The organism is Leptothermofonsia sp. ETS-13 (assembly GCF_049200465.1).
Lineage (GTDB): Bacteria > Cyanobacteriota > Cyanobacteriia > Leptolyngbyales > Leptolyngbyaceae > Leptothermofonsia.
In genome coordinates this window covers 885,140-911,338 of record NZ_CP120836.1, presented here as the reverse complement: position 1 = coordinate 911,338, position 26,199 = coordinate 885,140, and the positions used below count along the sequence as shown (strand labels likewise).

The 26,199-nt window shown below is 48.9% G+C and carries 25 protein-coding genes and 1 riboswitch; of the genes, 13 read left to right on the top strand and 12 right to left on the bottom strand.

From position 1 onward, the window contains the following. Nucleotides 1–59 precede the first annotated feature (59 nt). Entirely contained in the window at nucleotides 60–389 is a 330-nt protein-coding gene (locus P4D80_RS04195) for an MgPME-cyclase complex family protein (RefSeq protein WP_421657619.1), read from the top strand. Nucleotides 390–515: 126 nt separating this feature from the next. Continuing rightward, nucleotides 516–1,331, top strand: a complete 816-nt coding sequence (locus P4D80_RS04190; protein WP_421657618.1) for a hypothetical protein — start codon at nucleotides 516–518, stop codon at nucleotides 1,329–1,331. A gap of 166 nt (nucleotides 1,332–1,497) precedes the next feature. Here P4D80_RS04190 and P4D80_RS04185 read toward each other — a convergent pair whose 3' ends face one another. Then, nucleotides 1,498–1,863, bottom strand: a complete 366-nt coding sequence (locus P4D80_RS04185) for a hypothetical protein (protein WP_421657616.1) — start codon at nucleotides 1,861–1,863, stop codon at nucleotides 1,498–1,500. 189 nt (nucleotides 1,864–2,052) lie between these two features. Here P4D80_RS04185 and P4D80_RS04180 point away from each other — a divergent pair, with 189 nt between their 5' ends. From P4D80_RS04180 to P4D80_RS04165, 4 genes are all read left to right on the top strand, one after another. Then, nucleotides 2,053–2,568 carry an adenine phosphoribosyltransferase gene (locus P4D80_RS04180; RefSeq protein ID WP_421657615.1) on the top strand — a complete coding sequence of 172 codons (516 nt, stop codon included), beginning with the start codon at nucleotides 2,053–2,055 and terminating at the stop codon, nucleotides 2,566–2,568. A gap of 23 nt (nucleotides 2,569–2,591) precedes the next feature. Then, nucleotides 2,592–3,641: an ABC transporter permease gene (locus P4D80_RS04175; RefSeq protein WP_421657614.1), complete on the top strand. Its 1,050-nt coding sequence runs from the start codon at nucleotides 2,592–2,594 to the stop codon at nucleotides 3,639–3,641. 27 nt (nucleotides 3,642–3,668) lie between these two features. Continuing rightward, entirely contained in the window at nucleotides 3,669–3,983 is a 315-nt protein-coding gene (locus P4D80_RS04170) for a hypothetical protein (protein ID WP_421657612.1), read from the top strand. A gap of 491 nt (nucleotides 3,984–4,474) precedes the next feature. Beyond that, on the top strand, nucleotides 4,475–4,816 hold the full coding sequence (locus P4D80_RS04165) for a hypothetical protein (protein WP_421657611.1): 342 nt from the start codon (nucleotides 4,475–4,477) through the stop codon (nucleotides 4,814–4,816). A 393-nt stretch (nucleotides 4,817–5,209) separates the two neighbouring features. On the opposite strand, the gene rpsU is transcribed toward P4D80_RS04165, so the two are convergent. The 3 genes from rpsU to P4D80_RS04150 all read right to left on the bottom strand — a co-directional run bounded on the left by rpsU (nucleotide 5,210) and on the right by P4D80_RS04150 (nucleotide 9,676). Beyond that, a complete protein-coding gene (rpsU, locus tag P4D80_RS04160; protein WP_009556054.1) occupies nucleotides 5,210–5,389 on the bottom strand; it encodes a 30S ribosomal protein S21 in 180 nt (59 codons plus the stop codon). 370 nt (nucleotides 5,390–5,759) lie between these two features. Further along, nucleotides 5,760–7,052 carry a hypothetical protein gene (locus P4D80_RS04155; RefSeq protein ID WP_421657610.1) on the bottom strand — a complete coding sequence of 431 codons (1,293 nt, stop codon included), beginning with the start codon at nucleotides 7,050–7,052 and terminating at the stop codon, nucleotides 5,760–5,762. Nucleotides 7,053–7,390: 338 nt separating this feature from the next. After that, nucleotides 7,391–9,676 (bottom strand): RelA/SpoT family protein, encoded by a 2,286-nt coding sequence (locus P4D80_RS04150; protein ID WP_421657608.1) that lies wholly within the window; start codon nucleotides 9,674–9,676, stop codon nucleotides 7,391–7,393. Between the two features lie 474 nt (nucleotides 9,677–10,150). Here P4D80_RS04150 and patD point away from each other — a divergent pair, with 474 nt between their 5' ends. Further along, nucleotides 10,151–10,510, top strand: coding sequence for a heterocyst frequency control protein PatD (gene patD, locus P4D80_RS04145; protein ID WP_421657607.1), 360 nt, complete (start codon nucleotides 10,151–10,153; stop codon nucleotides 10,508–10,510). A 160-nt stretch (nucleotides 10,511–10,670) separates the two neighbouring features. On the opposite strand, the gene P4D80_RS04140 is transcribed toward patD, so the two are convergent. Continuing rightward, complete coding sequence (locus tag P4D80_RS04140; protein WP_421657606.1) at nucleotides 10,671–12,365, bottom strand: iron uptake porin; 1,695 nt, start codon at nucleotides 12,363–12,365, stop codon at nucleotides 10,671–10,673. A 452-nt stretch (nucleotides 12,366–12,817) separates the two neighbouring features. Continuing rightward, a riboswitch (cobalamin riboswitch) is annotated at nucleotides 12,818–13,006 on the top strand. A gap of 20 nt (nucleotides 13,007–13,026) precedes the next feature. Here P4D80_RS04140 and P4D80_RS04135 point away from each other — a divergent pair. The 3 genes from P4D80_RS04135 to P4D80_RS04125 all read left to right on the top strand — a co-directional run bounded on the left by P4D80_RS04135 (nucleotide 13,027) and on the right by P4D80_RS04125 (nucleotide 16,095). Continuing rightward, entirely contained in the window at nucleotides 13,027–13,734 is a 708-nt protein-coding gene (locus P4D80_RS04135; RefSeq protein WP_421657605.1) for a HupE/UreJ family protein, read from the top strand. 849 nt (nucleotides 13,735–14,583) lie between these two features. Next, entirely contained in the window at nucleotides 14,584–15,531 is a 948-nt protein-coding gene (locus P4D80_RS04130; protein WP_421657604.1) for an FTR1 family iron permease, read from the top strand. A 327-nt stretch (nucleotides 15,532–15,858) separates the two neighbouring features. After that, a complete protein-coding gene (locus P4D80_RS04125) occupies nucleotides 15,859–16,095 on the top strand; it encodes a DUF7219 family protein (RefSeq protein WP_421657603.1) in 237 nt (78 codons plus the stop codon). A 73-nt stretch (nucleotides 16,096–16,168) separates the two neighbouring features. Here P4D80_RS04125 and P4D80_RS04120 read toward each other — a convergent pair whose 3' ends face one another. The 3 genes from P4D80_RS04120 to P4D80_RS04110 form a co-directional block, all read right to left on the bottom strand. Then, on the bottom strand, nucleotides 16,169–16,507 hold the full coding sequence (locus P4D80_RS04120; protein ID WP_421657602.1) for a glycosyltransferase: 339 nt from the start codon (nucleotides 16,505–16,507) through the stop codon (nucleotides 16,169–16,171). Between the two features lie 7 nt (nucleotides 16,508–16,514). Further along, nucleotides 16,515–17,321 (bottom strand): glycosyltransferase family 4 protein, encoded by an 807-nt coding sequence (locus P4D80_RS04115; RefSeq protein ID WP_421657601.1) that lies wholly within the window; start codon nucleotides 17,319–17,321, stop codon nucleotides 16,515–16,517. A gap of 204 nt (nucleotides 17,322–17,525) precedes the next feature. Continuing rightward, nucleotides 17,526–18,677 carry an NAD-dependent epimerase/dehydratase family protein gene (locus tag P4D80_RS04110; protein ID WP_421657600.1) on the bottom strand — a complete coding sequence of 384 codons (1,152 nt, stop codon included), beginning with the start codon at nucleotides 18,675–18,677 and terminating at the stop codon, nucleotides 17,526–17,528. Between the two features lie 192 nt (nucleotides 18,678–18,869). On the opposite strand from P4D80_RS04110, the gene P4D80_RS04105 reads away from it, so the two are divergent. Beyond that, nucleotides 18,870–19,640, top strand: coding sequence for a peptidase (locus P4D80_RS04105; protein WP_421657599.1), 771 nt, complete (start codon nucleotides 18,870–18,872; stop codon nucleotides 19,638–19,640). Nucleotides 19,641–19,698: 58 nt separating this feature from the next. Next, the gene (locus P4D80_RS04100) at nucleotides 19,699–20,295 is read left to right on the top strand and encodes a Uma2 family endonuclease (RefSeq protein WP_421657598.1); all 597 of its coding nucleotides are present in this window, start codon (nucleotides 19,699–19,701) and stop codon (nucleotides 20,293–20,295) included. 135 nt (nucleotides 20,296–20,430) lie between these two features. On the opposite strand, the gene P4D80_RS04095 is transcribed toward P4D80_RS04100, so the two are convergent. The 3 genes from P4D80_RS04095 to P4D80_RS04085 all read right to left on the bottom strand — a co-directional run bounded on the left by P4D80_RS04095 (nucleotide 20,431) and on the right by P4D80_RS04085 (nucleotide 23,873). Beyond that, the gene (locus tag P4D80_RS04095; protein WP_421657597.1) at nucleotides 20,431–21,303 is read right to left on the bottom strand and encodes a transglutaminase family protein; all 873 of its coding nucleotides are present in this window, start codon (nucleotides 21,301–21,303) and stop codon (nucleotides 20,431–20,433) included. Nucleotides 21,304–21,311: 8 nt separating this feature from the next. Then, nucleotides 21,312–22,274 carry an alpha-E domain-containing protein gene (locus tag P4D80_RS04090; protein ID WP_421657596.1) on the bottom strand — a complete coding sequence of 321 codons (963 nt, stop codon included), beginning with the start codon at nucleotides 22,272–22,274 and terminating at the stop codon, nucleotides 21,312–21,314. Between the two features lie 159 nt (nucleotides 22,275–22,433). Then, entirely contained in the window at nucleotides 22,434–23,873 is a 1,440-nt protein-coding gene (locus tag P4D80_RS04085) for a circularly permuted type 2 ATP-grasp protein (RefSeq protein ID WP_421657594.1), read from the bottom strand. A gap of 330 nt (nucleotides 23,874–24,203) precedes the next feature. Between P4D80_RS04085 and P4D80_RS04080 the strand changes: the two genes are divergently transcribed. Beyond that, complete coding sequence (locus tag P4D80_RS04080) at nucleotides 24,204–24,335, top strand: hypothetical protein (RefSeq protein ID WP_421657593.1); 132 nt, start codon at nucleotides 24,204–24,206, stop codon at nucleotides 24,333–24,335. Between the two features lie 158 nt (nucleotides 24,336–24,493). Here the strand turns inward: P4D80_RS04080 and P4D80_RS04075 are convergent, their stop codons facing one another. Continuing rightward, on the bottom strand, nucleotides 24,494–26,197 hold the full coding sequence (locus tag P4D80_RS04075) for a dipeptide ABC transporter ATP-binding protein (protein ID WP_421657592.1): 1,704 nt from the start codon (nucleotides 26,195–26,197) through the stop codon (nucleotides 24,494–24,496). Nucleotides 26,198–26,199: the final 2 nt, after the last annotated feature.

Genomic DNA, 26,199 nt, shown 5'->3' with positions numbered 1-26,199 from the left:
CTCCAACCTCTCCTCTTTCCTGACCCTGACCCCTTACTAACAACTAACAACTCTCAAAAATGCAAACCTACTACTACGTCCTTGCCAGCCAGCGCTTTCTGACTGAAGAAGAACCCCTGGAAGAAGTTTTGAGAGAGCGCACTCGCCACTACCAGGAGCAGGAGAAGGAAATCGACTTTTGGTTGATTAAGCAACCTGCCTTCCTGGAAGCGCCAGAAATGGCGGAAATCAAGAAAAAATGTCCCCAACCTGCTGCGGCTATCGTCTCCACCAATCCTCAATTCATTACCTGGCTCAAACTCCGCCTGGAATTTGTGGCTATGGGTGAATTCAACGCCCCGTCAGATACCATTCCTCAACCTTTGGCCTCCTTAGCCACAGCCTCTTGATCCGCTTTTGAAAATCTCCAGTAGAATAGCGCTTCAAAAGTAAAATAGTGTTTCAAACTTGAGTGCTTTAAACTTGCCAGGCGAAAAGGGCCGTCTATCACTCCCAGACTCCCAAAGGAAGGTTCTATGTACCGAACTACCCAAGCATTGAAAGGTTCGCTGAGGCTGACATTGTTAGCTGTGGGGTTATTCTTGGTGCCACAGGCGATCGCCCAGATTTCTCCTCCACCCTTTCCCTCAGACGCGCCCGCTCAGACCCCTGCTTACCCCACCTGCCAGCCCCCCAATCCCGGCGAGTATATTCTGCTGATTAAGAGCGGCACCCCCGAAGTCCAGGACAAAGCGCGGCGGACATTGCCTGCCAGCGCCAGATTTACAGTTTGCAACTATTTAGATGATGTGGTGACACGGGTGAGTGGGTTTACTACGGTAGATACGGCCAATGCCTGGGTCAGGTATTTGAATGAGTCTGCCGGATTATCGGCTTTTGTAGCTCGCCTACGGGAAACTTCAACAGCGGAAGGACAGGCGATCGCCCCTACCCCTTCATCCGAACCTTCGGTAACTCCGCCACTGGCATCCCCGCGTTCCCCAGCTGCCCCAGTTTCCTCCCAGGTTCCGGTGCAAACCGCCGCTGTTTCTCGCCCACCCACGGCCTTCAATCCCAAACCTTTAGGAGCAGGCTATGCAGTTCTGGTTAACTACTTCAATCGCCCAGAACTCGCGCTGAAAGTGCAGCAATTGATTGGCAACGAAATTGGACTGGTTTCCTATGGTCAGCGTCCCTATCTTTTGGCTGTCCACACGGCTGACCAGGCTTCTGCTAATGCCATTTTGCAAAAGTTAACCGATCGCGGCTTCTGGGCCATGGTAGTCGATAGCCGTCGGGTAACCTTGTTGCGACAAACGGTGAATTTGCAACAATCAACGGCAAAGAACTGATGGTAAAGCAAGGAGTGGGGGAGTGATGGAGTAACGAAGACAAAAGGTGAAAGATGAAAGGCGAAAGGGGGCAACTCAAACTCAAAACTTAGAACTCAAAACTTAGAATTCAAAAAACTTAGAATTCAAAACTTAGAATTCAAAACTTCCCCACTCCCTCACCCGATTACTCCACCACTCCTCTCTCCTCACCCTTCACCCACTCGCTCCTGGCTCCCAATTTTCCATTGGCAGACAGATCTGCAGTACACAACAAATCAATTACCTGATCAGCGCTGATCAAACGTTTGAGAACGACTTGACCAATGTTTTTAGCAGAGGAATCGAGCTGGGCTTCGGCGGTTGGCTTTACTTCAACCATGAGCACGGCATCCTCAACGCGGTAAAGCCACAATTTTTTTCCCTGTTCCCATATGCAAAGCTCTAGTTGGTGGATTTCAGGTTTGCGCCTCCAGGCGGTTTCATTCCACAGTCCGCCCAACTCCCAAACCCTGCCAACCGTCCAGCCATCGGATAAGAAAAAGTATTTCACAAATGTTTTCAGGCCCCTTAGAACCAATTGCTTTCAACCTTTCAACAATGTACGCGATCGCAGGAATCTCCGTTTCCCAACTTGGTCAGATCATTTACAAATAATTTCAACTGAAACGGTATCTTGATGGAGTCACTGCCCTGCTACCATGCAAAGGCAGAAAGGTAAACAATCCCTAACCTTAAGTTCATGGACATCAAGACCCTCATTCGCGAAATCCCAGACTTCCCCAAACCCGGAATCAACTTTAAAGACATCACTACCCTCCTGCGCGACGCTGAAGGGCTGCGCTACACCATCGATACCCTGGCAGAAAAGTGCGCTCCCTTGTCAGCGGATTTTGTGGTCGGGATGGAGTCGCGTGGTTTTATTTTTGGCGCACCACTGGCCTGTAAGCTAGGAGCTGGTTTTATTCCCGTTCGCAAACCCGGTAAACTTCCTGCGGCTGTCCATTCAGTGGAATACGAGCTAGAGTACGGTATGGACCGTCTAGAAGTGCATCAGGATGCTCTGCATCCACCCGATAGCAAAATTCTGATTGTGGATGATGTGATTGCAACGGGTGGCACCGCAGGCGCTACGGCAAAACTAGTCCAGCAAACTGGTTGTACCCTGGTGGGCTTTGCGTTCGTAATTGAGTTAAAAGATTTGAGTGGGCGGAAACAATTGCCCGAAGTGCCCATCATTACCCTTGTCGAGTATTAGCATAGCGGCCAGCCAGTTCCCCAATGACCACCTCCAATCAGAGCAGACTAGAAACGGGTATCGATGCCCTCTTCGCGTTTTTTACTAGCGATACCTTTGCCTACATCGTTAAGCGGGTATTGCAGGGGCTTTTAACGCTGTTTCTGGCATCAATCCTGTGTTTTTTCATCATTCAACTAGCTCCGGGAGACTATCTGGATGCCCTACGAGAGAACCCCAAAATCTCTCCTGAGCGGATTGAGCAACTGAGAAAACAGTTTGGACTGGACAAATCCTGGCCTGAACAATACCTTCGCTGGCTCTGGCAGGTTGTTTCCCAGGGAAACTTTGGTACCAGCTTTGTCTACCAGCGTTCGGTTGCATCCTTACTGTGGGAACGGGTGCCCGCTACCCTGCTAATGGCGATCGCCTCTCTCGTGGTTACCTGGACAGTTGCCATTCCCCTCGGAATTATTGGCGCAGTTAATCAGAATCGCCTGGTTGACCGAATTTTGCGTGTCATTAGTTACATCGGGCAGGGCTTCCCCAGTTTCATCGCGGCCTTGATGCTGCTGATCCTGGCACAGAATACGGCTCCTCTCTTTCCCGTAGGCGATATGACCAGCATTGACCATGCCGACCTTACTCCCCTGGGCAAAATCCTTGATATCGGTTGGCATCTCATTCTGCCTACCATTGCCCTCAGCATCACCAGCTTTGCAGGGCTACAACGCATCACCCGCGGGCAACTGCTGGATGTCCTCCGTCAGGATTATATCCAAACCGCTCGTGCCAAAGGGCTGCCCGAAAACAAAGTCATTTATATCCATGCCCTGCGGAATGCCGTTAACCCCCTGATTACGCTGCTGGGCTTTGAATTTGCCAGCCTTCTGAGCGGTGCTTTTATTACCGAATATTTTTTTAACTGGCCCGGTCTGGGACGGTTGATCCTCCAGGCGATGCAATCCCAAGACCTCTACCTGGTCATGGCCAGTTTGATGATGGGGGCTGTCATGCTCATTGTTGGGAATCTCCTGGCAGATCTACTCTTGAAAGTGGTCGATCCGCGCATCAAACTGGATAGTATAAGCTAGCACTCTGACCCTGTTCAAAGGTCATCCATGTATTCTCAAATTTATTACCTGGTTCGCTCCAAACTCGATGGCAGTTACCTGGCTGCTCACCTCAACCGTGCTCCAAAAACAGCAGATCAGAATTCAGATCCAGGCTATCTGCTTGTATTCTCCGAACATTTCGACGCACTCAGCTACCTCAATACCCACGGTTCAGATGTAGCCAATCAATTTGGTGTTGAATCCGTCCCTGGTTCCCAATTAGATAGTTTGCTTAAGCGTTGGGGGTTTGTAGGCGTTGGTGTAGTGCAGGATCCCCTGCTGCCAAAAGTTGAATTTTTAACTCGTCAAACCAATTGGTAGTAACCAGGAAACGGCAGTCTCGGTTTTATCGAAATCATCTTCCTTTAGAAATAAAAATCGGATCGCTCTCAGGAAGAATTAAACCTTTTGAGGAGAACACACACTTCAGTCGAGATATAGATGTGGGATGGGGCTTTAATTTGCGTAAATAGCAATTGTTAGACAAGAAACTCACCTGTATCTCATCACCTGTATCTCAATAGAAAAACTCAAAAACGGTTGCATTCCGACTGCTTTTAATTGCTTTTATTTTGAAGCGGTTTGCTGACTTGAAAATAGCTGTAGCGCTCCTTTTTGAAATTTGAATGGGGTGCAGAGGTTATCCCCCTGCGTGAGGGCTTCGCCCCCACTCCCCCTTGTTCAAAAATAGTTTGGGAGCGGTATAGCAGCCTATTTTCATTCAACACAGTTGTAGTCGCCAATTGTGCAATCAGCTTTGATGTTTAACCCGTTGATTCAAAATGGCAATACTAACTCTGGAGAAATTTGATATGAAACTCATCTCAGCGGTTCTAAACTCTCTGCGCTTTTTAGTGATTATTTTTACCTGTACCCTGCTAATTTTCACTTCCACCGCTCCTGCTTTTGCAGCTTCTAATGACTCCACAACTCAGGAAGGCAAAGCTGCTAAAATTTACACTAAAAGAGCCCAGGATACCCTTCAAAATGCTCCCCAGTCTATGGAGGAGGTCCAGGCAAGAACGGGTGGCGGGTTGAATGAAGTTCAAGGAAAGGCTGGTAAGGAGAATATGAAGCGCCCCTCTAACAGCCAGGGGGCAACTACTGCTCAAGAGGTCATCGAGCGGGTAATGGACAAAGTTCAAAACAAGTAGGGAGGCAGCCCTGATTAACTGTAATAACCTGTAATAACCTGATTAACTGTAATAAGGGGAATGGGGGCTGTTCCCTCTCCACCCCCAAAGCTATCCTTGATTTGATTGCGTCTAGCTACTTAGTAGCGATCGCTGTTAGTATCGCAAAATTTGTGATTGCTCTTCTATAGGGACCTTCTATGGAACCCTGCTACTGACAAAAACAACATTTTTGAAACACGACCCGATCGCTTTTCAAAAGCTTGAAAATTAGTCCTAAGAAAAAAAGGAGCAGATGTTAGTCTGCTCCTTATTACTTATTTCATAGTTAGATAAATTGCTGTCAAACTTACTTGAGGACAGCAGTTAGCTTATTTTGGATAGAAACGTAAACCAACCGTTTAGTTATAACGTCTAGTTATAACGTCTTTTGCGACGAGCAACGATCGCCTTCCGCTTGCGTTTCTCAAGGGGGGTTTCAAAGTGCCGATGAGATCTTAGATCAGCCAAAATTCCAGCCTTTGAAACCTGCCGCTTAAATCGCCGCAATGCTGAATCAATTCCTTCATTTTCACCAAGAACTACCTGAGTCATTCGTACTACTCTCTCCAAAAAACAACTGCAATGAAAGGTTAACTCTGTAGCCTACTGGAACCTGCGTATCCAGAAGCGGAAAAATACGCTGAGAGAAACTCATTCCAGCAACATCAGCCCCTGGAAAGACTGGGCCAACGCGCCGAAAATCAATCAGCACCAGTCTTTACCGCAACAAATCTAAAACATGCTTTTCTAGTCTAATCTAATATGAAATCGCTGTTGAGTGTTAATGCTCTTCTGAGAGTTCATGATAAGCGAAATAAATCAGGAAAACAAAATTCTTCCGTCAAAATCCTATTCTAGGGATTTTGTTTAAAATGAAAGATTAGCGTAAGTTCCTCCTTCCCGACAGGCTGAGAGAGGTAGTTCAGGCAATTTGATTTATAAATGAGAGATCACTTGTACTGAAGTTTGTGCTAAATGCTACATTCAAATTTTCCATTGCCTGTACAAGCCACTGCACGGCATCCCGCGCACAGGTCTCATAGTGATTGAACAGGATCGAGAAGCGTTTTTCAAGATAGGGTTTTACCTTGCGGCAAATCAGGACAATTTTCAGCAATAGTCCGGTTGCCAGGGTTGGACCAATGTTAGAAATCAAATCGACGAAAATATAATGCTGGGGTTTCTGTAAACTTTCAACCACCAAAAAGTTCAATAATTGGCTGCACGTTCTAACCACTAAAAAGTCGTTCACCTTCTGGGTGTCGCTTTCCGGCAGGGTACTTTTGAGTTGGTGATAGAGCTGGTTATTAAATTGGCGTTTGCCATACTCAGGGTCAACCGAGGCGATGATGTATTCGTAGAGGTCGTCCTTAAAGGACTGGAATGACTGGGTTTGGCTGCTGTGAGTTAGAAAGCGTTGAGCCATATCCCGGTAGGTGCATGAGCCTTGCGATCTCCCAGCAAATTGCTTGATGGCAAAACATAATTCTTTGTCACTCAGCAGCGTTGGATTTTTGACTGGTTGGAGAATTCGGCTTGCGGCTTGGGGGGAAGTCGTTCTGGCAATTTGCGATCGCCGCACCTGGTATGTCACATACTGGGACAGATCAATCTCATACTGCCGTTGTGCGCGGGCTTGCAGTTGTCTAATGGTCTGCTGGTGTTCATAGGTGCTGCCCTCAGACAACAAACAGTGTTCGTAGAGATAGGGGTACCGCCGAATTAACGAACCGATAGGCTCACTTCCCGCCAAACTACCATTCTCACTGGAATGAGCCATCACCTGCGCTAAACGTCGCAGAACGATGTACTGCTCACTTTCAACAAATTTCTTGACTAGTTCCCGCAGTCGTCTAATTGAGCGGGAACGGGAATATTCGGTAAAAGGTTTGGAGGGAGACGATTCAAAGATAGCGATGAGTTCTGGAATGGCAGCCTGAAATTGAGGGCGAGCTTGCCAGCGATTGATCAGGATATGACAGCAACGGTTTAAGACATACTGGAACTCTTGGTCAGCGGACTTTGAAGCCGTAATTCTATCAAGCGCGGCAACTATCTCTAAATCGGGATAGCCTGTCCCATCAATAAACAATGCTCGAAATCGCCCTACCATCTGGCTAGGCAACTCAATCTGAACCAGTTCTAGCAGATGATCGTAGAGCTGCTGCTCTTCCTGGTCGATTGGCCTATTGTAGTGGGACGTCCAGGTACTCACGGCGACTAGAACTCCCAAGCCCAAAAATGACGATTAAAACGTTTCCAGTACGACATCTACCGACAGATTAAAATGCTATGTCCCAAAACAACAGAAGACCTTAGCAACTTCAAACCAACACACCAGGGGCTCTGTGATGGTTATTACCTTAAATGCTACCAGGAGAGATCAACTTCTAACTGTGACCTAAATCACTCGATTTAGCCCATCAAGCTCTTAGCTTTTGATCTTGATTCCTGCTTCGGCGCATTTATCTTAGCAGGAAGTGGTTCCATCAGCAGTAGTTTTCACAACTCTACGAGTAAACACGTTGAGTAGGGGCAGAAAGGTAGCAAAAATCACTCTTCAACCTGGCTCAGACGGCGCAAGTTCAATACATCACTTAACTTTTTAATTTGGGTGAACGTGCGCTCTAGCTGCTCGTGATCCCGGATATCGATTCCCAAATTGATGGTAGCGGTTTGATCGGGGTAGGTTTTGACCTGGGCATTCCGGACGTTGATATTGTTATCTGTTAGTCGAGACAAAATATCTTTCAACACACCAACCCGGTCAATGACTTCAATTTGAATATCCACGGGATAGGTTTGGGGGCGTCCGCTTTCCTGTTCGTGGGAATTCCAGTTGACAGGAACGAGGCGATCGCCCGGAACTTGCTCGGCATTGGGGCAACCTTGACGGTGAATGGAAATCCCACGTCCACGAGTAACCACTCCAATAATTGCTTCGCCAGGAACCGGTGTACAGCAACCCGCCATATGATAGAGCAACCCTTCGACCCCAATAATGGGAGATTTACTAGAAGGTTGAACTGGAGTCGGTTTAGATACCGAAGGCAATAGCGGGATCACCTGAGCATCGTTGATCCCTTCTGATGCCCTGGCGATGGGCTGCTGACCCTTAACCGCTTCCCGCAGACGATTCAGTGTCAAGTTAAGAGTAATTTCGCCGTATCCCAATGCGGCGAGCAAATCTTCCACGCTATGGTAGTTGCATCGTTCAGCCGTGGCCTGCATAGGAGCGGACTTCAGCAGTGCTTCAAAGCCATTTTTACCCAGCTCTCGCTCCAGCATTTCCCGGCCCCGCGCAATATTTTCCTCTCGATTACAGCGTTTATACCACTGGCGAATCCGGTTACGAGCACCGGGTGTGACGACAAAGTTGAGCCAGTCCAGACTGGGGCGGGAGTTCTTTTGAGTAATGATTTCAACTATGTCTCCATTTTTCAGGAGGGTGTCCAGGGTCACCATGCGTCCATTCACCCGTGCCCCGGCGCAGTGGTTCCCAACTTCGGTATGAATCCGATAGGCAAAATCGACGGGAGTTGCGCCCCGGCTAAGGGATATGACATCACCATTTGGGGTGAAGACGTACACATCTCCGTCGAACAGGTCATCTTTGACGTTTTCCAGGTATTCCTGGGCATCTTTGAGGTCATTTTGCCAATCCAGCAGTTGCCGCAACCAGGTAAACTTTTCGTCGGCGGTGGTCATCTGGACGTTAGAACTGCCCGTTTCTTTATATTTCCAGTGGGCGGCGATTCCGTACTCAGCTACATGATGCATTTCCAGAGTACGAATTTGAACCTCCAGGGGCTTTCCCGTATTGCCAATTACAACAGTGTGGAGGGATTGATAGCGATTGGGCTTGGGGAGGCCGATGTAATCTTTGAAGCGTCCAGGAATTGGGCGGAAAATGTCATGAACAACTGCCAGTGCCCGGTAGCATGCGTCATTTGCTTTGACGATGATGCGAATGGCGGCAACATCATAGATCTCGTTGTACCCTTTCTGCTGCCGCTGCATTTTTTGGTAGATACCGTAAAGATGCTTGGGCCGACCGCTGATTTCAACGTAGTCGATACCTGCCTGGGTCAGGCGTTGCTTCAGGTTTTCGACCACTTGCGCTAACCGGGCTTCCCGATCGCCTCGCTTTTCCGCAACCAGTTCTTGAATTTCCCGATAGGCTTCGGGTTCCAGATACTTAAATGCCAGATCCTCAAGTTCCCACTTGAAGCGACCGATCCCCAGACGATTGGCTAGTGGAGCAAAGATTTCGCGGGTTTCCAGGGCAATTTGACGGCGTTTATGGTCAGGCAAGTACTCTAAGGTACGCATATTGTGGAGGCGATCGGCTAACTTCACGACAATCACCCGGATGTCCTGGGCCATCGCAATAAACATACGGCGAAAATTTTCTGCCTGCCGTTCTGTTTTACTGGAGAAATTGAACTTTGAAAGCTTGGTCACGCCTTCAACCAGCAACCGGACTTCCTTCCCAAACCGTTCTTCTAGCTCATCGGCTGTAACATTGGTGTCTTCCACCACGTCATGCAAGAAACCCGCCGCAATCATGGCACTGCCGCCGCCCAGATCACGCAACAATCCTGCAACAGCAACTGGATGAATGATGTAGGGCTCCCCTGATGCCCGCCGTTGACCTTTGTGTAGGCTGTAGGCAAATTCAAAAGCGCGACAAATTAGATCGGCATCAGAATTGGCATCATCAGCCGGATTGTCACCCGCTGATTGTCGTGCGTTCATGCACTCCCGCAGCCAGTTAGGAATGACAAACTCAATGGGAGATACAGGTTCAAGGGATGATACAGAAGCTGCTAAGTTCATGTTGCACAGCCAGGAGGTTGAAAGGCTTAAAAGGTTGTACTGGATTTTAATGCAACGGATTTTACTGCAATAATGGTCAAACACTTAACGATGAATGAGCTTTGGTCTAGCCTGGGTCTACTTTTCAGGACTCGTAAGCTAGACTGGGATCGCTCTAGCTTCTAAAACCGACCCGAAAACATCCTGGGCTCGAGATATTTCCTCAACCACTCTAGTCTTCGGACAGACTTTAAGACCGAATTGCTAAAACGAATTTCAAAGTGATAGAAGTATCAAATTATCTCTGAACAAAGGAAGCCGAACTAGAACTTACAGCTTACCTTAAGGGTATAAAGCTTTCTTTGATCTCTATCTTACCAACGCGGATAAGATTCTTTACAAATCTACTAATTTTTGTGCGTGTTTCTTCCAAGAAACACGAAGCTGAATGGATTGGGGGCTTTTTAATGATGATGAAAGAAGGGCTCAGGCAAAATGTTACTTCCACTTCACCAGCAGTCGTACGGAGAATTTAAGCAGGCTCTGAGGCAAATGAACGAGACGGTTAAGCAAGGGAATGATGGCAGTGGATTGAAACTAGAAGTTACTAAACTTCAGCAATTTTTTCAGACCAAAATTCTAACTTTGAATACAGATGAACTACCTCCTGAAGTTGAACAACGGGTGCAGTCTTACCAGGTGGAAATAGACAAACAATTACGTCTGTTAGGAATGGATGTGATGTTTTTGCAAGCAGCACGGAAGGCCGGAACAGGAGAGCAACGGCGAAAACAAGTGAGCGATCGCGTCCTGACATTAATTCGCTATTGCGATGCTTTGCTGGAGGAGGGGTAAGGTTCTAAGCAACCTGGCGACAGCTATAACAGCTCCTCACCCCTCGCCCGTCTCTCCTCGCATAAAAAAGGTGAGACAAACGTCCCACCCTGAAAGTCCAATAGCCATTGTGTGAGCCCTTACGTTCTACACATGGCTTGTTGGAGGAGGAAAAACTGGTTTAGAAGGTGAAGGTGGTGCGAACAACTCCAATCACGATGTCGTCGTTACCACGATTGTGATCGGGTGCAGTAAGCCAGATGAGGCCAGGGGTGATGGCGATGTTGTCTGTAACCTGGAACTGGTAAAACGCCTCAATGTGAAGGGATGTGTCGGGATCATCGGAAAGAGCCGCTTGTAAGTTACCGTCTACTTCGGTTACTTTGGGCTCCATGCCAACGAGAACACCGCCGACGCTACCCTTTCTGCCCAGGTCAGGAAAGGCCAACCCCACCATCCAGTTCCAGACATCAGCGTCGCCCCTGAAACCCGCTCCCAGCGATCGCGCCTTAGTGTATCCTGCAGAGCCATTAAGTACAATGCCTGGGGTAATTTGGAAGGAGGCACCAATGCCATAGGAATTGGTTGAAAAAGGCAAACCTGTGAATTCAACAAAGTTTGCTTGATTACTGCCGGTTTCACCAGCGGTTGAAAAGTCGGTTTTGTAGGAGTGAATGTAGGTTAAACCGATTTGGAACCGCTCAGAGGGGGTGATGGTTAGCTGGGCGATTGCGCCATAGGGTCCGTTAAACAAGCCATTTTTGGCAAATGGCAGATTCGCGGCTCCAGTACCATTGTCTGCCAGATAGCCCAAACCCAGCTCAAAGACATTGCCAAACGAGTGGCTGATGCCAATCCCTGACCCACCTAACAAGTAGTAAATAGGGTTGCGGGTACCAAAGTGAGTCAGCGCACCAAAGCCGCCGTCTCCATCAAAGTAAGGATTGAGAGTAGGAATAAAGTCATCCGTTGCACCCGCGTTTGCCTCGATTGTGATGGTTGTGCTTTCGCCAACGGGGAACTGATACAATAGGGCGTCGATCCCAACCTGGTTGCCGCTGTCGGCATTAAAGCGGAGGGAACCTTCTGGGGTCAGCGTCACTGGACCAAACAAGTCCAGGTTTCCAGCCTGAAGCCGGGTTCGCAGCAGGTCTCTCCCGGTGAAACTGGTGTCAAAGTTGAGACGTACGCGATCGCCCAAAACCACGTTTCGATCAATATCCTGGCCCAGAGCGTTCTCCCCAGCTAGGACTCCCGCCAAAGCGAAGATGACTTCTCCATTCAGCTTAGTAGTAGTTGAAAACTGCTGCTTTTCCAGGGTTGTGGTACGGGCTTCCAGGGCATCAACCCGACCACGCAAAACGGCTAATTCTGTCGCAAATTCTTCCTGAAGTTTTTGCAGAATTGCCAGATCTTCCTTCTTCACCAGATCAGTCGTTGCCGCTGCGATTAGCTCGCTGACGCGATCCATGCAGGCATTGAGACCCGCTGCAAACTCGTAGCGAGTCATGGCCTGATTACCCCGGTAGGTTTTGTCTGGATAGCCAACGATACAACCATAACGTTCAACCAGGGATTGTAACGCTTGAAAGGCCCAATCCGTCGGTCTCACGTCAGACAGTTGGGAAACGGATGTTACCTGAGCCATAGCTCTATTGGCCTGCCCTACAGGAGTAGTAGGCTGCAACTGGGAAACAAACATCACCCGTCCGGGCAGGGCACCAGTACTCTTTTTAGGAGTGTCGATTAAGGGATCGGTGGTAAGTTTGGGCGCAGGTTGAGATGTTGATTGATAGATCTGAGCAGAAGTCCCAGCTGCGACCATTCCCAGGAGAACAGGGCTGAGCAGCAGAGATTTGAATAACTGGTTCATCATGGTTCCTTTTCCTCACACCTAATAAATGGGCTTAATTAAATGGGCTCAACCCATTCAGCCAAAGTATTGCCGTTCATCAAGTTACTCCCAGATGCCTGCTATGGATGGCGGGTTTATGAATATCTAATAATGATAATCATAAACATTCTCATTTACCATTCAAGCTTTCAGGATAAAACTTAAAACCAAACAAAACCTTTTTGCTATCCCCTTCCCCCGGTTTTTGCAGAGATATTCTGTTATGCCGAATTAAACAATTGACAGTAGATGCCTGGTGGGAGAAGCCGGGAATCAGGAGTCAGAAGGTGCAAGGAGAGGATGAGTGGAAGGGCAAGGGGACCCCTGCACCCTGCTGCCTGTTGCCTTTATTACACTCAAAACTCATCCACTTACCTTCCCCTTCGCAAAGCCCTGCTAAGATTTTCATTTCGTCATAACCACTTGTGATACACTGACCTGGCATTGGAATTGGTTCTGGTGGGGATCAGCCACTGGAGGTAAGGGGGAAAGTGCAGTGCGAGTCTGCCGCTGTCCCGCAACTGTAACAGAAGCCATAGGGTGTTGGGGGTTGAACTAGTCAACCCAACTCAAAACCCAAAATCTTCTAAAGCCAGGATGCCCGCCAATTCTTTAGCAGAATCCTTTCATCTGCGAGGTATGGATGATGGTTAATACACGATTAAAAAAATTAGATGCTCTTGCTGGTTTCCCCGTATGCCTTAGAAGGACTGAAATTGCTCAAATTTTGGGATTGATTGGGTTTGGCTTTTGGGGAGTTGTTCAACCTGCAGCGGCTCACCATGCAATGGAGGGTAGAACCCCAGCTAGTTTTCTTGAAGGTTTTCTGTCTGGAGTAGCTCATCCAGTGATTGGGTTAGATCATTTGGCATTTGTTGTCGCTATTGGACTACTCTCGGTTAAACAGGTGCGGGGGGCTTTGCTTCCCCTGGTGTTTGTGGTGACAGCTATGGTGGGAACTGGCCTGCACATTATGAAGGTTGATTTGCCTGTACCTGAAATTATGATTGCTCTTTCTGTGATTGCGCTGGGATTGCTACTGGCAATCGCTTGTCCGTGGAATTTTGGGGTTGTTGCTGGACTGGCTGCGATCGCCGGGTTGTTTCATGGGTATGCCTATGGCGAGTCCATTGTGGGTGCCGAGATGACGCCGTTGGTGGCTTACCTGTTGGGCTTTACAGTGATTCAGTTGGCGATCTCGCTACTGGCGTTTTGGCTGGGTAGAAAAGCGACTCAAAGCTCCTCTCGAATGATCCCCGCTTTCATGCGTTACTTCGGCTATGGCGTCTGTGTCATCGGTGTCGTTTTTTCTGAGCACCTCGCTTCAAGGTTAGGAACGAAAATTAAATAATCTCTGGAACCTCACCCCGCTCGGCACCCTTCTTCGAGCCGGAGAGGGGGCAGGGGAGAGGTTAAGGACGTGGAAAAATCAGATGTTATTTAATCCATGCTCCTTAGTAGGTAGCTAATACAGCAAAACGGAAGTTTTGTTGGGGGTACAGGGGTTCCACCCCTGCTTGGGGGCTTCGCCCCCAAACCCTCATGTTGCAAAATTGAGTGTTTGCAACACGAGTACAGCACAGCGGGAATACGGATACCATTCTGGCTCCCTCCTACTTCCCACTCCCCACCCCAATGGTTGCTGGACTGATGCCATCTTTCACTAGTAAGTAGCTAGGCCGCAATTAAATAAGGATAATTTCGGGGCGTGGAGGGGGTGAAAACCCCTACCTGGGGGCGCAGCCCCCACCCCCCCCTTTACAACTAATTATGGCTACCTACTTATCAGTGTTCTAAACTGTTTTCGAATAAGGTTTGAATAAGGCGTTGTGAAAGGCTTTTCTGGATAGGAAAGTCTTTCACAATCCAAACAGAATCGCTACAGAATTGGGCAAAATAGGATTGGTAGACTTTGGACATTAGCCTTAGATTAGCTAATGTCCAATTTTTGATGGTTAACATCCGTTCTGGCGGGCGTATCTGAAGTTTGGGGGGAATCCATTGGCCATTATCTCGTTGCCAGGCTCCCGCCTGGCCATGTCGATTAGAAGCTCCCACTTCCTGTGTTGGTTCAGAGAAGCTAGAGCTTAATGGCAGGGTTACGAAGCTCCAGCTTCTTAACCAGAGTAGACTTCCCCAATGACGAAATGCACCTTCCCCTGGCCTTTCTTTACCTGATACCTGCTGTATCTCTCTAACCATGCCAATTGATTTGAGTCCTGCTTTGCCTACCTTTGTCATCACCCTGCGGGAAGGGGTAGAAGCTGCCCTTGTAGTTGGGATTGTACTGGCTTACCTGAAGAAAGCAGAACAAACTCAGCTCAATTTCTGGGTGTATGGCGGTATTGGAGTTGGCTTGCTAGCAAGTGTGTTGGTCGGCGTTCTGTTTGGCCTTATCATTACAGTTCTGGGGGCTGCCAATGAAACCTATGAGCCAGTGGTCAAACCTTTACTGAATGGGCTTTTTAGTGTGGCGGCGATCGCCATGTTGAGCTGGATGCTGATCTGGATGACGCGCCAGTCCCGCTTGCTGAAAGCTGAAGTGGAGGGGGCTGTTGGAAGCACCTTAAAGGCAGAAGCAGGCGCAGGTTGGGGCGCAGGTTGGGGCATTTTTGGACTGATCTTTTTTGCTGTATTACGAGAAGGGTTTGAAACTGTCCTATTCATTTCGGCCCGGTTTCAACAGGGTTGGGTGCCCATTTTGGGGGCAATTTCGGGTTTGCTTGTGGCTATAGGGATCGGTGTTTTGCTGTTCAAATTTGGCATCAAAATCAATCTGCGCCTGTTTTTTCAGGTGATGGGCCTCTTCCTGCTGTTAATTGTGGCAGGATTAGTGGTTTCTGCTCTGGCCCACGTGGATGTCGCCTTCTATCGACTTACTCAGATCAATCCTCAGTTTTCCAATCTCTGTTTCTTCCAGGGATCCGTTGGGGAAACTTGCTTCTTAGGACCATTGCTCTGGGATACTCATCGGCTCCTGCCAGAACGCCAATTTCCTGGCATTATTTTGCATACCCTGTTTGGCTACGAGGACACATTCTATCTGGTTGAAGCGATAGGTTATTTGGGATTTCTGGCGATCGTGGGTGGAATTTATCTGCAAAGCTTAACGGGCTGGGGAACGGCTCCGGTGAAAGTTGATCGCTAAAGCCAGGAAGGGAAAGGGTGGATAGGTGGATGAGTCAGAGTGTGGTGGGTGACGGAAACTCAGAACTCGAAATGCTCCTGGCTCCAGTCCTTTATCTTCAGCGTTACCCTTCTGTGAAGATATGGAAAATTTGCGTTCCCATTAAGATGCATTCAGGTTAAGAGAGTAATCTTTAGGTTAAGATCTGGTTAATCATCATCCAGGTTGAAACCTGGAGATTGCCCCAGCAGGAAAGACTACAAGTTTCTAAATGGACAGGGTTTAAGTCAAGACAATAAAACTGAATCCCTCCTAGTCAAATCAGTTTCAAGTAAAGGGGGAATTAAAATGAACCATTCTGAATTCTTGCTTCCAAAAACACCCTATCGGGGAGAAGTTAAGCCAGAAAATCTTGTGTTTAACGCCAATTTGCAGGAGTTTTCACAGAAAGTTAGCTATATCTGTTCTCTAGAAACAAATGGCAAACTTTCTCCAGAGGAGGCTTACTTGAAGATTAAATATCTCTGGGAAGAATTAAAGCAAAGTAAGAAGCAGCTTGGAATTGGCAGCAACAGGACAGAGTAGGGGCAGGTTTCATTGAAACACTAACTAAAGGCTGATTGTAGATTTGTTAAATCTGCCCTTATAAAATCTGCCCTTACCCAGGTTTCACCCTTTCTACGCGGCGGATAGGGGAGTGTTTAGCAATAACTGATTGATAAAAGCCTCGCAACTGGCGTGTAGCAGCAGACCATCCCCAACGTTCGGCTTCTCGACGAGCGTTGTGACGCAGGGCTTCCCGTTCTTCAGGATTGGCTAGGAGGCGTTGGGTGGCGGCGATCGCTCCATTTCTATCCGCTGGATCGAACAGAAATCCATTCACCCCATCTTCCACAATATCTGGAATGCCACCAGAGCGGGCTGCGACAACCGGGCAACCAGCTGCCATCGCTTCCAGAAGCACCAGTCCCAGTGTCTCGGTACGGGAGGGAAACACAAAGGCATCAGCGGAGGCAAAGGCGGAAGCGAGCTCGACTCCCCTGTAAGTAGCCAACAAAGTGGGTGGGTGTGCCGATAAAGTGGGCTTCCAGTGCCTGCCGATGGGGGCCGTTGCCCACTAGGGCCAGCCTGGCATCAGGAATGGCTTCTAGAACAGGTTTGATTTGCTCAATCTCTTTTTCGGCAGAAAGACGGCCCACGTAAAGCAGTAGAGGCTTTTCAGGATGCCCCTGGCTGAGGCGCGATCGCATCTCCTGGCTGGCAAGATGGGGTTGAAACATTTCTGTATCAACGCCTCGCTGCCACAGATCAACCCGTTCAATGCCATGCTGAGACAATTCCTGCATCATGGCTGTGGAGGTGCAGAGATTGAGAGCAGCCTGGTTATGTCCAGCTTTTAACAGCTCCCATAGCAAACCCTCCAGCATCCCCAACCCATAGTGCTGCAAATACTCTGGCAGGTGGGTATGGTAGGAGGCAATCAGGGGAATATTATGAATTTTGCTATAAAACAACCCCGCCAGGCCAAGGACAGCGGGGTTGACTATGTGGATAATTTCGGGATTAAAGCGCTTCAGGACATAGCCAATAGATGGGCGAGGCAGCGCCAGCTTAAGCTCTGGATAAAGAGGGAGGGGAAAGCCCGAAACTCCATAGATTCTGGCTCCTTTGTATTCGGTTAAGCCACCATCTGGAGCCACCACTAAGACCTGATCGCCCATTCGCTGAAGATGATCAATGGTATGGCGGAGGCGGGTCACGATGCCATCAACTTTAGGCAGAAATGTTTCAGTGAATAAGGCAACTCGCATACGGAACGAAAATGTCCTCCTTACAGGAAGCAATTGAACACAAAATCCAGCTATCCGCCTGGACAGGGTATAGCGGGTATAGAATCCCAATCGATATAATGGCTCATCCCAGCAGTACCTTTACTCCCTTTAGCACAGCAGTGACGTACCAGGCACCACAACCAATAGCGGGAGCAATAGAATACGAATGCCTGTACAACACTGCTAACGTTTCCAGGTGACCTTTGGTAGAATCTGGGACTCATCAACCCGGTGCTTGTACTTCATCGCAAAGTTGAGTAGCGAGTCAAGCAAGGAATCGGATAGGTAGTGGGGTTGAAGTCCCAAATCTAGCAACTTGGTGTTCTTGGCATTGAAGTAATGCTCCTCCTTTTCAATCCGGGGATTGTCGAGATGATTCACTTCCACCTTTAATCCCAGAGCGGTGCCTGCCTTTTGTACCATCATGGCCAGATCACCGACGCTGAATTGCTCAGTGAACTGGTTAAAGACGCGGAACTCGCCGGGATTAGCCGGGTTAGCGATCGCCAATTCCACACAGCGCACCGTATCCCGAATATCCAAAAAACCACGGGTCTGACCGCCTTTCCCATAGACTGTCAATGGATGCCCGATCGCTGCCTGGATGCAAAAACGGTTCAAGGCTGTACCAAACACCCCGTCATAGTCCAGTCGGTTGATGAGCAACTCATCCATTCCCGTCTCTTCCGTCAGCACCCCGTAAACCACCCCCTGGTTCAGGTCGGTGGCCCGCAATCCCCAAATTCTGCAAGCGAAGTGAATATTATGCGAGTCGTGCACCTTGCTCAGGTGATACATGCTGCCAGGTTGTTTAGGATAAGGTAGGGTATCTTTGCGCCCGTTGTGTTCAATGGTGATGTAGCCCTCTTCAATGTCGATGTTAGGAGTGCCATACTCGCCCATCGTCCCCAGCTTCACCAGATGACAGTCGGGAAAGTCTTCTTTCATGGCATAGAGGATGTTGAGTGTCCCCGCCACGTTGTTGACCTGGGTCATGACGGCGTGTTCCCGATCAATCATTGAGAAGGGAGCAGAGCGCTGTTCGCCAAAGTGGACGATCGCATCGGGTTCAAACTGACGCAGGGCTTTGCTTAAAAAAGCATAATTGGTGATATCGCCAATAAATAGATCAATGGATTTTCCAGTTAAATCCTTCCAGCGCTGAATCCGCTGGTGAATTGGAGCAATGGGAGTCAGTGTTTCTGCACAAAGCTCCATATCCCAGAGCCGCCTTACCAGGCTATCCAAAATTCCAACTTCATAGCCTTGATTAGAAAGATATAGCGCGGTTGCCCAACCGCAATAGCCGTCGCCACCAATAACAAGGACTTTCATCTTCCTAAAACTCGCTTGCAGATACTCCGCTAAATGTACCAGGATTATGCACCCTCTGCGCATCTATTTCAGGGTGAGGTGTAAGGGGGAGCGGAGGGGCGGAAGGGCAGGGGTGATAGGGTGATGAAAAACCGCTTAAGATTTAAAGGGGTTTTTTAAAGATTTGCCCCCCTCCAAACCCCTATCATCCACATGACGTACTGCCTTGGAATTTTGACTTACTCTGGCTTGGTCATGGCTGCGGACTCGCGCACCAATGCGGGAGTGGATTACATTTCAACCCATCAAAAGCTGTTTGATTTTTCGGAACCGGGCGATCGCGTCATTCTCATCTGCACATCTGGTAACCTTTCTGCCACTCAGGGAACGCTGACGTTACTTCGCCATGATCTGATTTCTAAGGCAGACACCAGTTTGCATACCCTTTCCAGTATGTATGAAGTGGCCCGCTACATTGGGGCAAAAGCACGACAAGTTCAAGATCAAGACCGTCCCTGGTTAGAAAAAGACGGAATTGATTTCACTTGCTCTTTTTTGGTGGGTGGGCAAATCAAGGGAGAAGAACCCTCCCTGTTTTTGATCTATAGCCAGGGCAACTGCATTCAGGCATCTACAGATACCCCTTTTCTGCAAATTGGCGAAACCAAATATGGCAAGCCCATTCTTGATCGTATTCTCGACTTTGATACTCCCCTGGAAGATGCCGCCAAGTGCGCTTTGCTCTCCATTGACTCCACAATGAAATCCAATATTTCCGTAGGACCACCCATCAACCTGGTGATGTATGAAACTGGCACCTACAAAATTCGTTATGAATTGCGGCTCAAATTAGGAGCGCCCTACCTGCAAAAAATCCGCAATATGTGGGAGATATCCCTCAAGGAAGCCTTTGATCGCATGCCCAATATCGACTGGGAACATTACATGCAAATACCGGGCGATCCAGGTCCAGCAGCCGATTGAAGAGATACCTCACATTTGCTATGAAACAGGTAAGGGCAGGTTTAGCGGAAACTTTCTCATGACTACCTTAATTCAACCGCCATCCAACGCCGAAGAGCAGCGGGTAGTCTTACCCAGTGTGACCTGGCAACAGTACGAAAGCCTCTTAGCAACCCTTGGAGATTACCCCGGATTGCGGCTGATTTACCTTGAGGGAACCCTGGAAATCTTTATGCCCTCTCCTGAACACGAGATGATCAAAAAGGTCATTGTAAGGCTGTTAGAGCGCTATGCGGAGGAGGCGGATATTCCGCTACATGGGTATGGATCAACTACCTTTCGACGGGAAGCGAAGGCACGGGGATTAGAACCGGATGAGTGCTACTGTGTGCATACTCTGAAGGAATTACCGGATTTTGCGATCGAGGTGAATTTAACCAGTGGAGGAGTTGATAAACTAGCCGTCTACCAAGGGCTTGGAGTTCCAGAAGTTCTAATTTGGGAGAGCAATCAGCTTACCTTGTATGACCTGCGCCAGGACAGTTATCAAGAGGTTAACCACAGCCAGTTTTTTCCAGATTTAAATCTGCAATTGCTGGCTCAGCATATTCGCCCCTATGAACAACCGCAGGCAATTAAGGACTTTCTCAGCGCTATCCGTTCTGAGAAGAAGTAGTGCTATAGCGATCCTTCTTGAAATTTGAACGGGGTGCAGGGGTGGAACCCCTGCACCCCGTCTTAAGCCTGGTGGCTATAGCTATATATCCAATCCGGTTAATCAATTTCCAATCCGGTTAATCAATTAATGCTGCTACTGGTTAATACCCTGAATCACTAATTGATAGGACATTTCTGATTGGGCTCCTCCTGCCCGGTTAAATGACCCGGAAATGGGTCCCGCATAACGATAGAAAGCGCTTGCCACTAAGGCAACATGACGGTCAGCAACTGCCAATCCTTGAGTTGGATCAAACCCCCGCCAACCAGCACCAGGCAGGTAAACCTCTGCCCACGCATGCAGATGGAATTTGCGGCTGTCTGGGTCACCTTCATTATACCCCGTAACAAACCGGGCCGCTAACCCAATCGCCCGACACACTTCCACAAATAACACCGTCAGGTCACGGCAAGAACCAGCCTGAGCCGTCCAGGTCACTCCCGGTGGAAAGGGATCCCCCGTTTCCCGGATTAATTGCTTGCAGTTCTGATAAATCTGTTGATTCAGCAGAGTTAGAAAGAGTGCAGAGTTCCCTTCTGCCTGTTGGGAAATCTCCTGAGCCAGTTGAACTGCCACTGGATCGATCGCAGAACCATAACCAGGAAATTGAGCCACTAAATAAGGTTGAAGTTGTCCAAATAGGGAGGCAGGATAATCGATCGGGAGACTGAGTGCCCACGGCTCCAGCAAATAGTTGAACGGATCGGTTTGGTGAGTTTCTACCTGTGAAAGCACCTGTACAACTAAAGACTCCGCTGGTTCTGGCTTAAACCACACTTTGATAGTTGAATTGCCATCCAGATCAAGCACCTGAGATTGGTTCATTGGCTCTGGAGTAACCAGCAAGGAAAACGACTGTAAAGTTTGACTGCTATCGCTCCGGGGACGAAGCCGCACCACATGCGGGTAGAGGGTGACCGGCTGGCTGTAACGATAAGTTGTAGTATGACTGATTTGATAGCGCACTGAGGGTTCTAGCTGGCAGCTTGCAGGGCAAAAAACGTTTCAAACATCTTATCGCCGACATCGTTCATGCGAATTTGCAAATTGTCGAGAAATTCGTGGAGACCGGTATCAATAATGTCGTCAATGGTGAGGTAGTCGAGGTCGGTGCGGAGCCGCCCCATTGACCGTTCGACGGAAGTGCGCCAGGTACCAACGGGGGTGCCTGTGATTTGGTGGAGCGATCGCTCAGCCTGCATAATGCAAAACCGAATTGAGCGGGGAAACTCCTGCTCCAAAATCAAAAACTCCGCTATAGAATTGGGTGAAATTCGGTGTTGCCCGCGTTTGCGGTACATTTCATAGGCACTGGCAGATTTCAGCAATGCCATCCATTGAAGTTCATCCAGCGTACTGCCCACGTAATTCACTGAAGGCAGCAGAATGAAATACTTCACATCCAGAATACGAGCAGTTTTATCAGCTCGCTCCATCAGCCTGCCAATCTGCCCAAAGTGCCAGCCTTCGTTGTGAGTCATCGTTGCATTCATTATCCCAGCAAATAGATGGCTGGCCATCTTCACTTCCTCGTAAAACTTGAGCACACTGGAAAGATCCTGGAGGGTTTTAGATTGAGCGGCTTCCGTCACCATCAGATAGAAAGAATTGACATGCTGCCACATCTCGGAGGAAATAATTTCCCGCACCGATCGCGCATTTTCCCGCGCTGACCGCAGGCAGGAAAGAATGGAATTGGAATAATCTCCATCAAACGTGAGAAAGCGAATCACACTTTCGGCAGTGGCCTCTCCATAGCGCTCTTGAAATAACGGCAGGTCTCCCGTTGTCAGTACAATCGGTTCCCATTGTTGAGAAACTCCGCTGGGTGAGTCCAGCAGCAAGTTCAGGTTGACATCGACGAAGCGGGCAACATTTTCTGCTCGTTCGACATAGCGATTGAGCCAATAGATAGAATCTGCAACACGGCTAAGCATTTTTAGTTATTAGTTGTTGGCTGTTATAACGATCCTGCTTGAAATTTGAACGGGGTGCAGGGGTTCCACCTTTGCGTGGGTGGGGGCGAAGCCCCCCCCCTTGTTTACAACCTATTTGTGAACGCTATGTTTACAACCTATTTGTGAACGCTATAGCTGTTAGTTTGACTTACAAACAACCCACGTATCCTTACTTCCCCCACCTTGGGATGAATTGACCACCAGAGATCCGCGCCGGAGGGCAACGCGGGTTAAGCCACCCGGATTGACGTAGATTTCTTTGCCATAGAGGATGTAGGGGCGAAGATCCACATGGCAACCTTCAAAGTGATCATCAAACAGGGTAGGAACGCGGGAGAGGCAGAGAGTGGGTTGGGCGATGTAATTACGGGGAGATGCCTGAATGCGTTTGGCAAATTCATCTCGTTGTTCCTGGGTCGCATGGGGACCCACCAGCATGCCATAGCCGCCGGATTCGTTTGCCGCTTTGACAACGAGCTTATCCAGATTGGCCAGAACGTGGCTTTGCTGATCGGGTTCCCAGCAGAGATAGGTGAGCACATTTGATAAAATCGGGTCTTCGTTCAGGTAATAACGAATCATGTAAGGGACATAGGCGTAGATCACCTTGTCGTCTGCTACACCTGTTCCCAAGGCATTGGCGATCGCCACTCTGCCGGAGCGATACACATCCATCAACCCTGGTACTCCTAGCATCGAGTCTGAACGAAACACCAGGGGATCAATAAAGTCATCATCAATACGACGATAAATCACATCGACCCGCTGCAATCCCTTTGTTGTCCGCATCTGCAAATAGCCATCCTGAACCACCAGATCCCGTCCCTCCACCAGTTCTACCCCCATTTGCTGAGCCAGGAAGGAGTGTTCAAAGTAGGCGGAATTGTAAATGCCGGGGGTAAGGACGACAACGGTGGGATCAGAAAGATGGGGTGGGGCCAGATTCAGCAGTGTTTCCAGCAGGTGACTGGGGTAGTCTTCCACCGGCTGAATTTTCATCGTGTTGAACACTAACGGGAAGGTGCTCTTCATCACCCGTCGATTTTCCAGCACATAGGACACACCTGATGGACAGCGCAGATTGTCTTCCAGGACGTACCATTGACCATCGCGATCGCGCACCAGGTCAGTTCCTGTAATATGACACCAGATACCTCCTGGCGGTTTTAACCCAATACAGGGCTTCAAAAATCCTGTTGCTGAGTAAATCAATTCGGTGGGAATAATGCCGTCACGCAGAATTTTCAGATCTCCGTAAACGTCTCCAATGAATTGATTCAGGGCATAAATTCGCTGCTTCAACCCCCTTTCAATTAACTCCCATTCCTCTGCTGAAACAATGCGGGGAATGATATCAAATGGAAAAATTCGCTCCGTTCCCTGGCCGTCGCTATATACGTTGAAGGTGACTCCCATTTTGAACATGGCAATCTGGGCAGCCTGTTGCCGCCGCCGAACCTCCTCGGCAGAGAGGGCATTGATGCGATTGACGAGGGGAATAGCCTCCGGTCGAGGTTGCCCCTTTGCAATGAAAAGTTCGTCGTAGAAATCCCCCGGTTCGTAATCGTTGAACTGCACAGCAATAAATTAAGTGTTTTTCACTACTGAATAAGGGGGGGAGAAAGGACAAACCGTAGTCCTTGATACTATTTGTCTCTCATTCCCTCGCTCAGGTGGCCATCGCCTCTGCTTCAAGGCCATCAGGCGCAACAAACCCCGCCATTCTTAAATTTTTCCGGAGAGTTGGCTGAATTCCAATTTCCAGCTTCTGCTTTAAAGGTTCAATCGCAGGTTAACCAAGATATTACTGGAGTTGCCCCAACGCTAGCGACACTCCATATTCCGTTTGAACGAATTGCGATAGAACCCAAGTTATGGTAGCTTGCTGGCACTAACTGGAGTATTGAAATGACTGTCGAAGAGTTAGAACAGGTGGTTCCGCAGCACACCGTTGGAATTGCCGACATTCAGCAATTTTTGGCCGAAAGTGCCCAACAGCAGCAGCAATTCAACCAGCAGATTCAGCAACAGATGGCTTAGGTCTGGGCTGTGGTGAATGCTAATTCTGGGCAGATTGCTAATTTAGCCGCCGGTATGGTTGAGTTACGGGGACTTGTGGCTGATTACTCAAGAGGACAGTCAGATTACTCTTGAAATTTTGCCATAGGCGGTTTATACCTCATAAAGGTTGCTTATTTCTACCGACCTGCAGACGGTCCAGTTCTCGCTAAAAGAGGAGCTGCCTGGAGTAGGGTCTGAGTGTAAGGATGTTGAGGATTGCTAAAAATTTCCTGGGTTTGACCCAACTCTACAATCTTGCCTGCATTCATAACGGCAATGCGATTGCAGAAGAATCTTGCCACCCAGAGATCATGGGTGATGAACAAGTAGGTCAGATTAAATTCTTGCTTCAACTCTCGCATCAATTCCAGCACCTGCGTTTGCACAGTGGCATCCAGCATACTCACCGGCTCATCGCAGATTACGAGTTGGGGTTGGGTAATCAGGGCACGGGCGATCGCAACCCGTTGCTGTTGCCCTCCCGATAGTTCTGATGGGTAGCGTCCATAAAACTCTTCTACTGGAGTTAAACCAACCCGCTCCAGCATTTTCTTGACCTGGGCTTCTGCCTCCAACGGTGTTGCCAGGTGATGGATCAGCAATGGGTCAGCAATACTTTCTCCTACAGTCATCATGGGGTTGAGGCAGGCGTGTGGATCTTGAAACACCATCTGCATCTGGCGTCGCTGCTGTCTGAGAGTCTGCCGATCAAGCCGCGTCAGATCTTGTCCCCAAAACTCCACTGTGCCTGAGGTCGGACGAATCAGTTGTAAGATTGACCGCGACAGGGTGCTTTTCCCGCAGCCCGATTCTCCCACCAATCCCAACGTTTCACCTAGATGTAACTCCAGGCTAATGTCATCTACGGCTTTGATTGTTTGGTTACCCCTGGACAGTAGCTGGGTGATGAAGTTTTGTTCCAGAGTATAGTACTGCTTCAGGTTTTGAATGCGGAGGAGGGGGGTAGGGCTTGAGGATTGGGGATTGGGGATTGGGGGGGATGGAAAGGAGGACTGGACTGAATTTTCGACATCACTCTTCTCTTCAACGGACTGCAGGTGCAATGCGGCTTTTAAGAGCGATCGCGTATACCCATGCTGGGGATTCTGCAAGATTGACTCCGTACTCCCGGTTTCGACAAACTTACCGTTGTACATCACGGCGATGCGATCGCAATACTCGCCAATCATTGCCAGGTCGTGGGAAATCAGCAGTAAGGCCATCTGCCGCTCATCGCAAAGCCGCGTGAGTTCCTGCAAAATTTGGGCAGATACGGTCACATCCAGGCTGGTTGTGGGTTCATCGGCAACGATCAGCTTTGGGTTCAGTAGTAGCGCCAGGGCGATCGCAACCCGTTGCCGCATTCCACCACTGAATTCATGGGGATATTGGGACCATCGGTTAGCAGGAATCTTAACCGCTTCCAAAACTGCCATCGCCCGTTCCTTCGCCTGCCTTTGAGACAATTGGGGATGGTGCGATCGCAGCGTCTCCAGACAATGTTCGCCAATCGTCATTAACGGGTTGAGCCGAGTCATCGGATCTTGAAAGATGATCGCCACCGACTCTCCCCGAAATCGGCGCAGTTCCGCAGGCTGCAAATCGAACACTGGCTGTCCGGCAAACATCACCCGTCCTTCAATTCGGGTATCTTCCGACAGCAACCGCATCGCCGCCCGCCCCAGGGTAGACTTACCACAACCCGACTCACCCACCAACCCCAGCTTTTCACCGGGGTTCAAGCTAAACGAAACACCATCAACAGCCCAGGAAATCTGTCCCCTTCCCCGTTGAGGATAGGCAACCCGCAAATGTTCAACCTGAAACAGCGCATCACTCATTG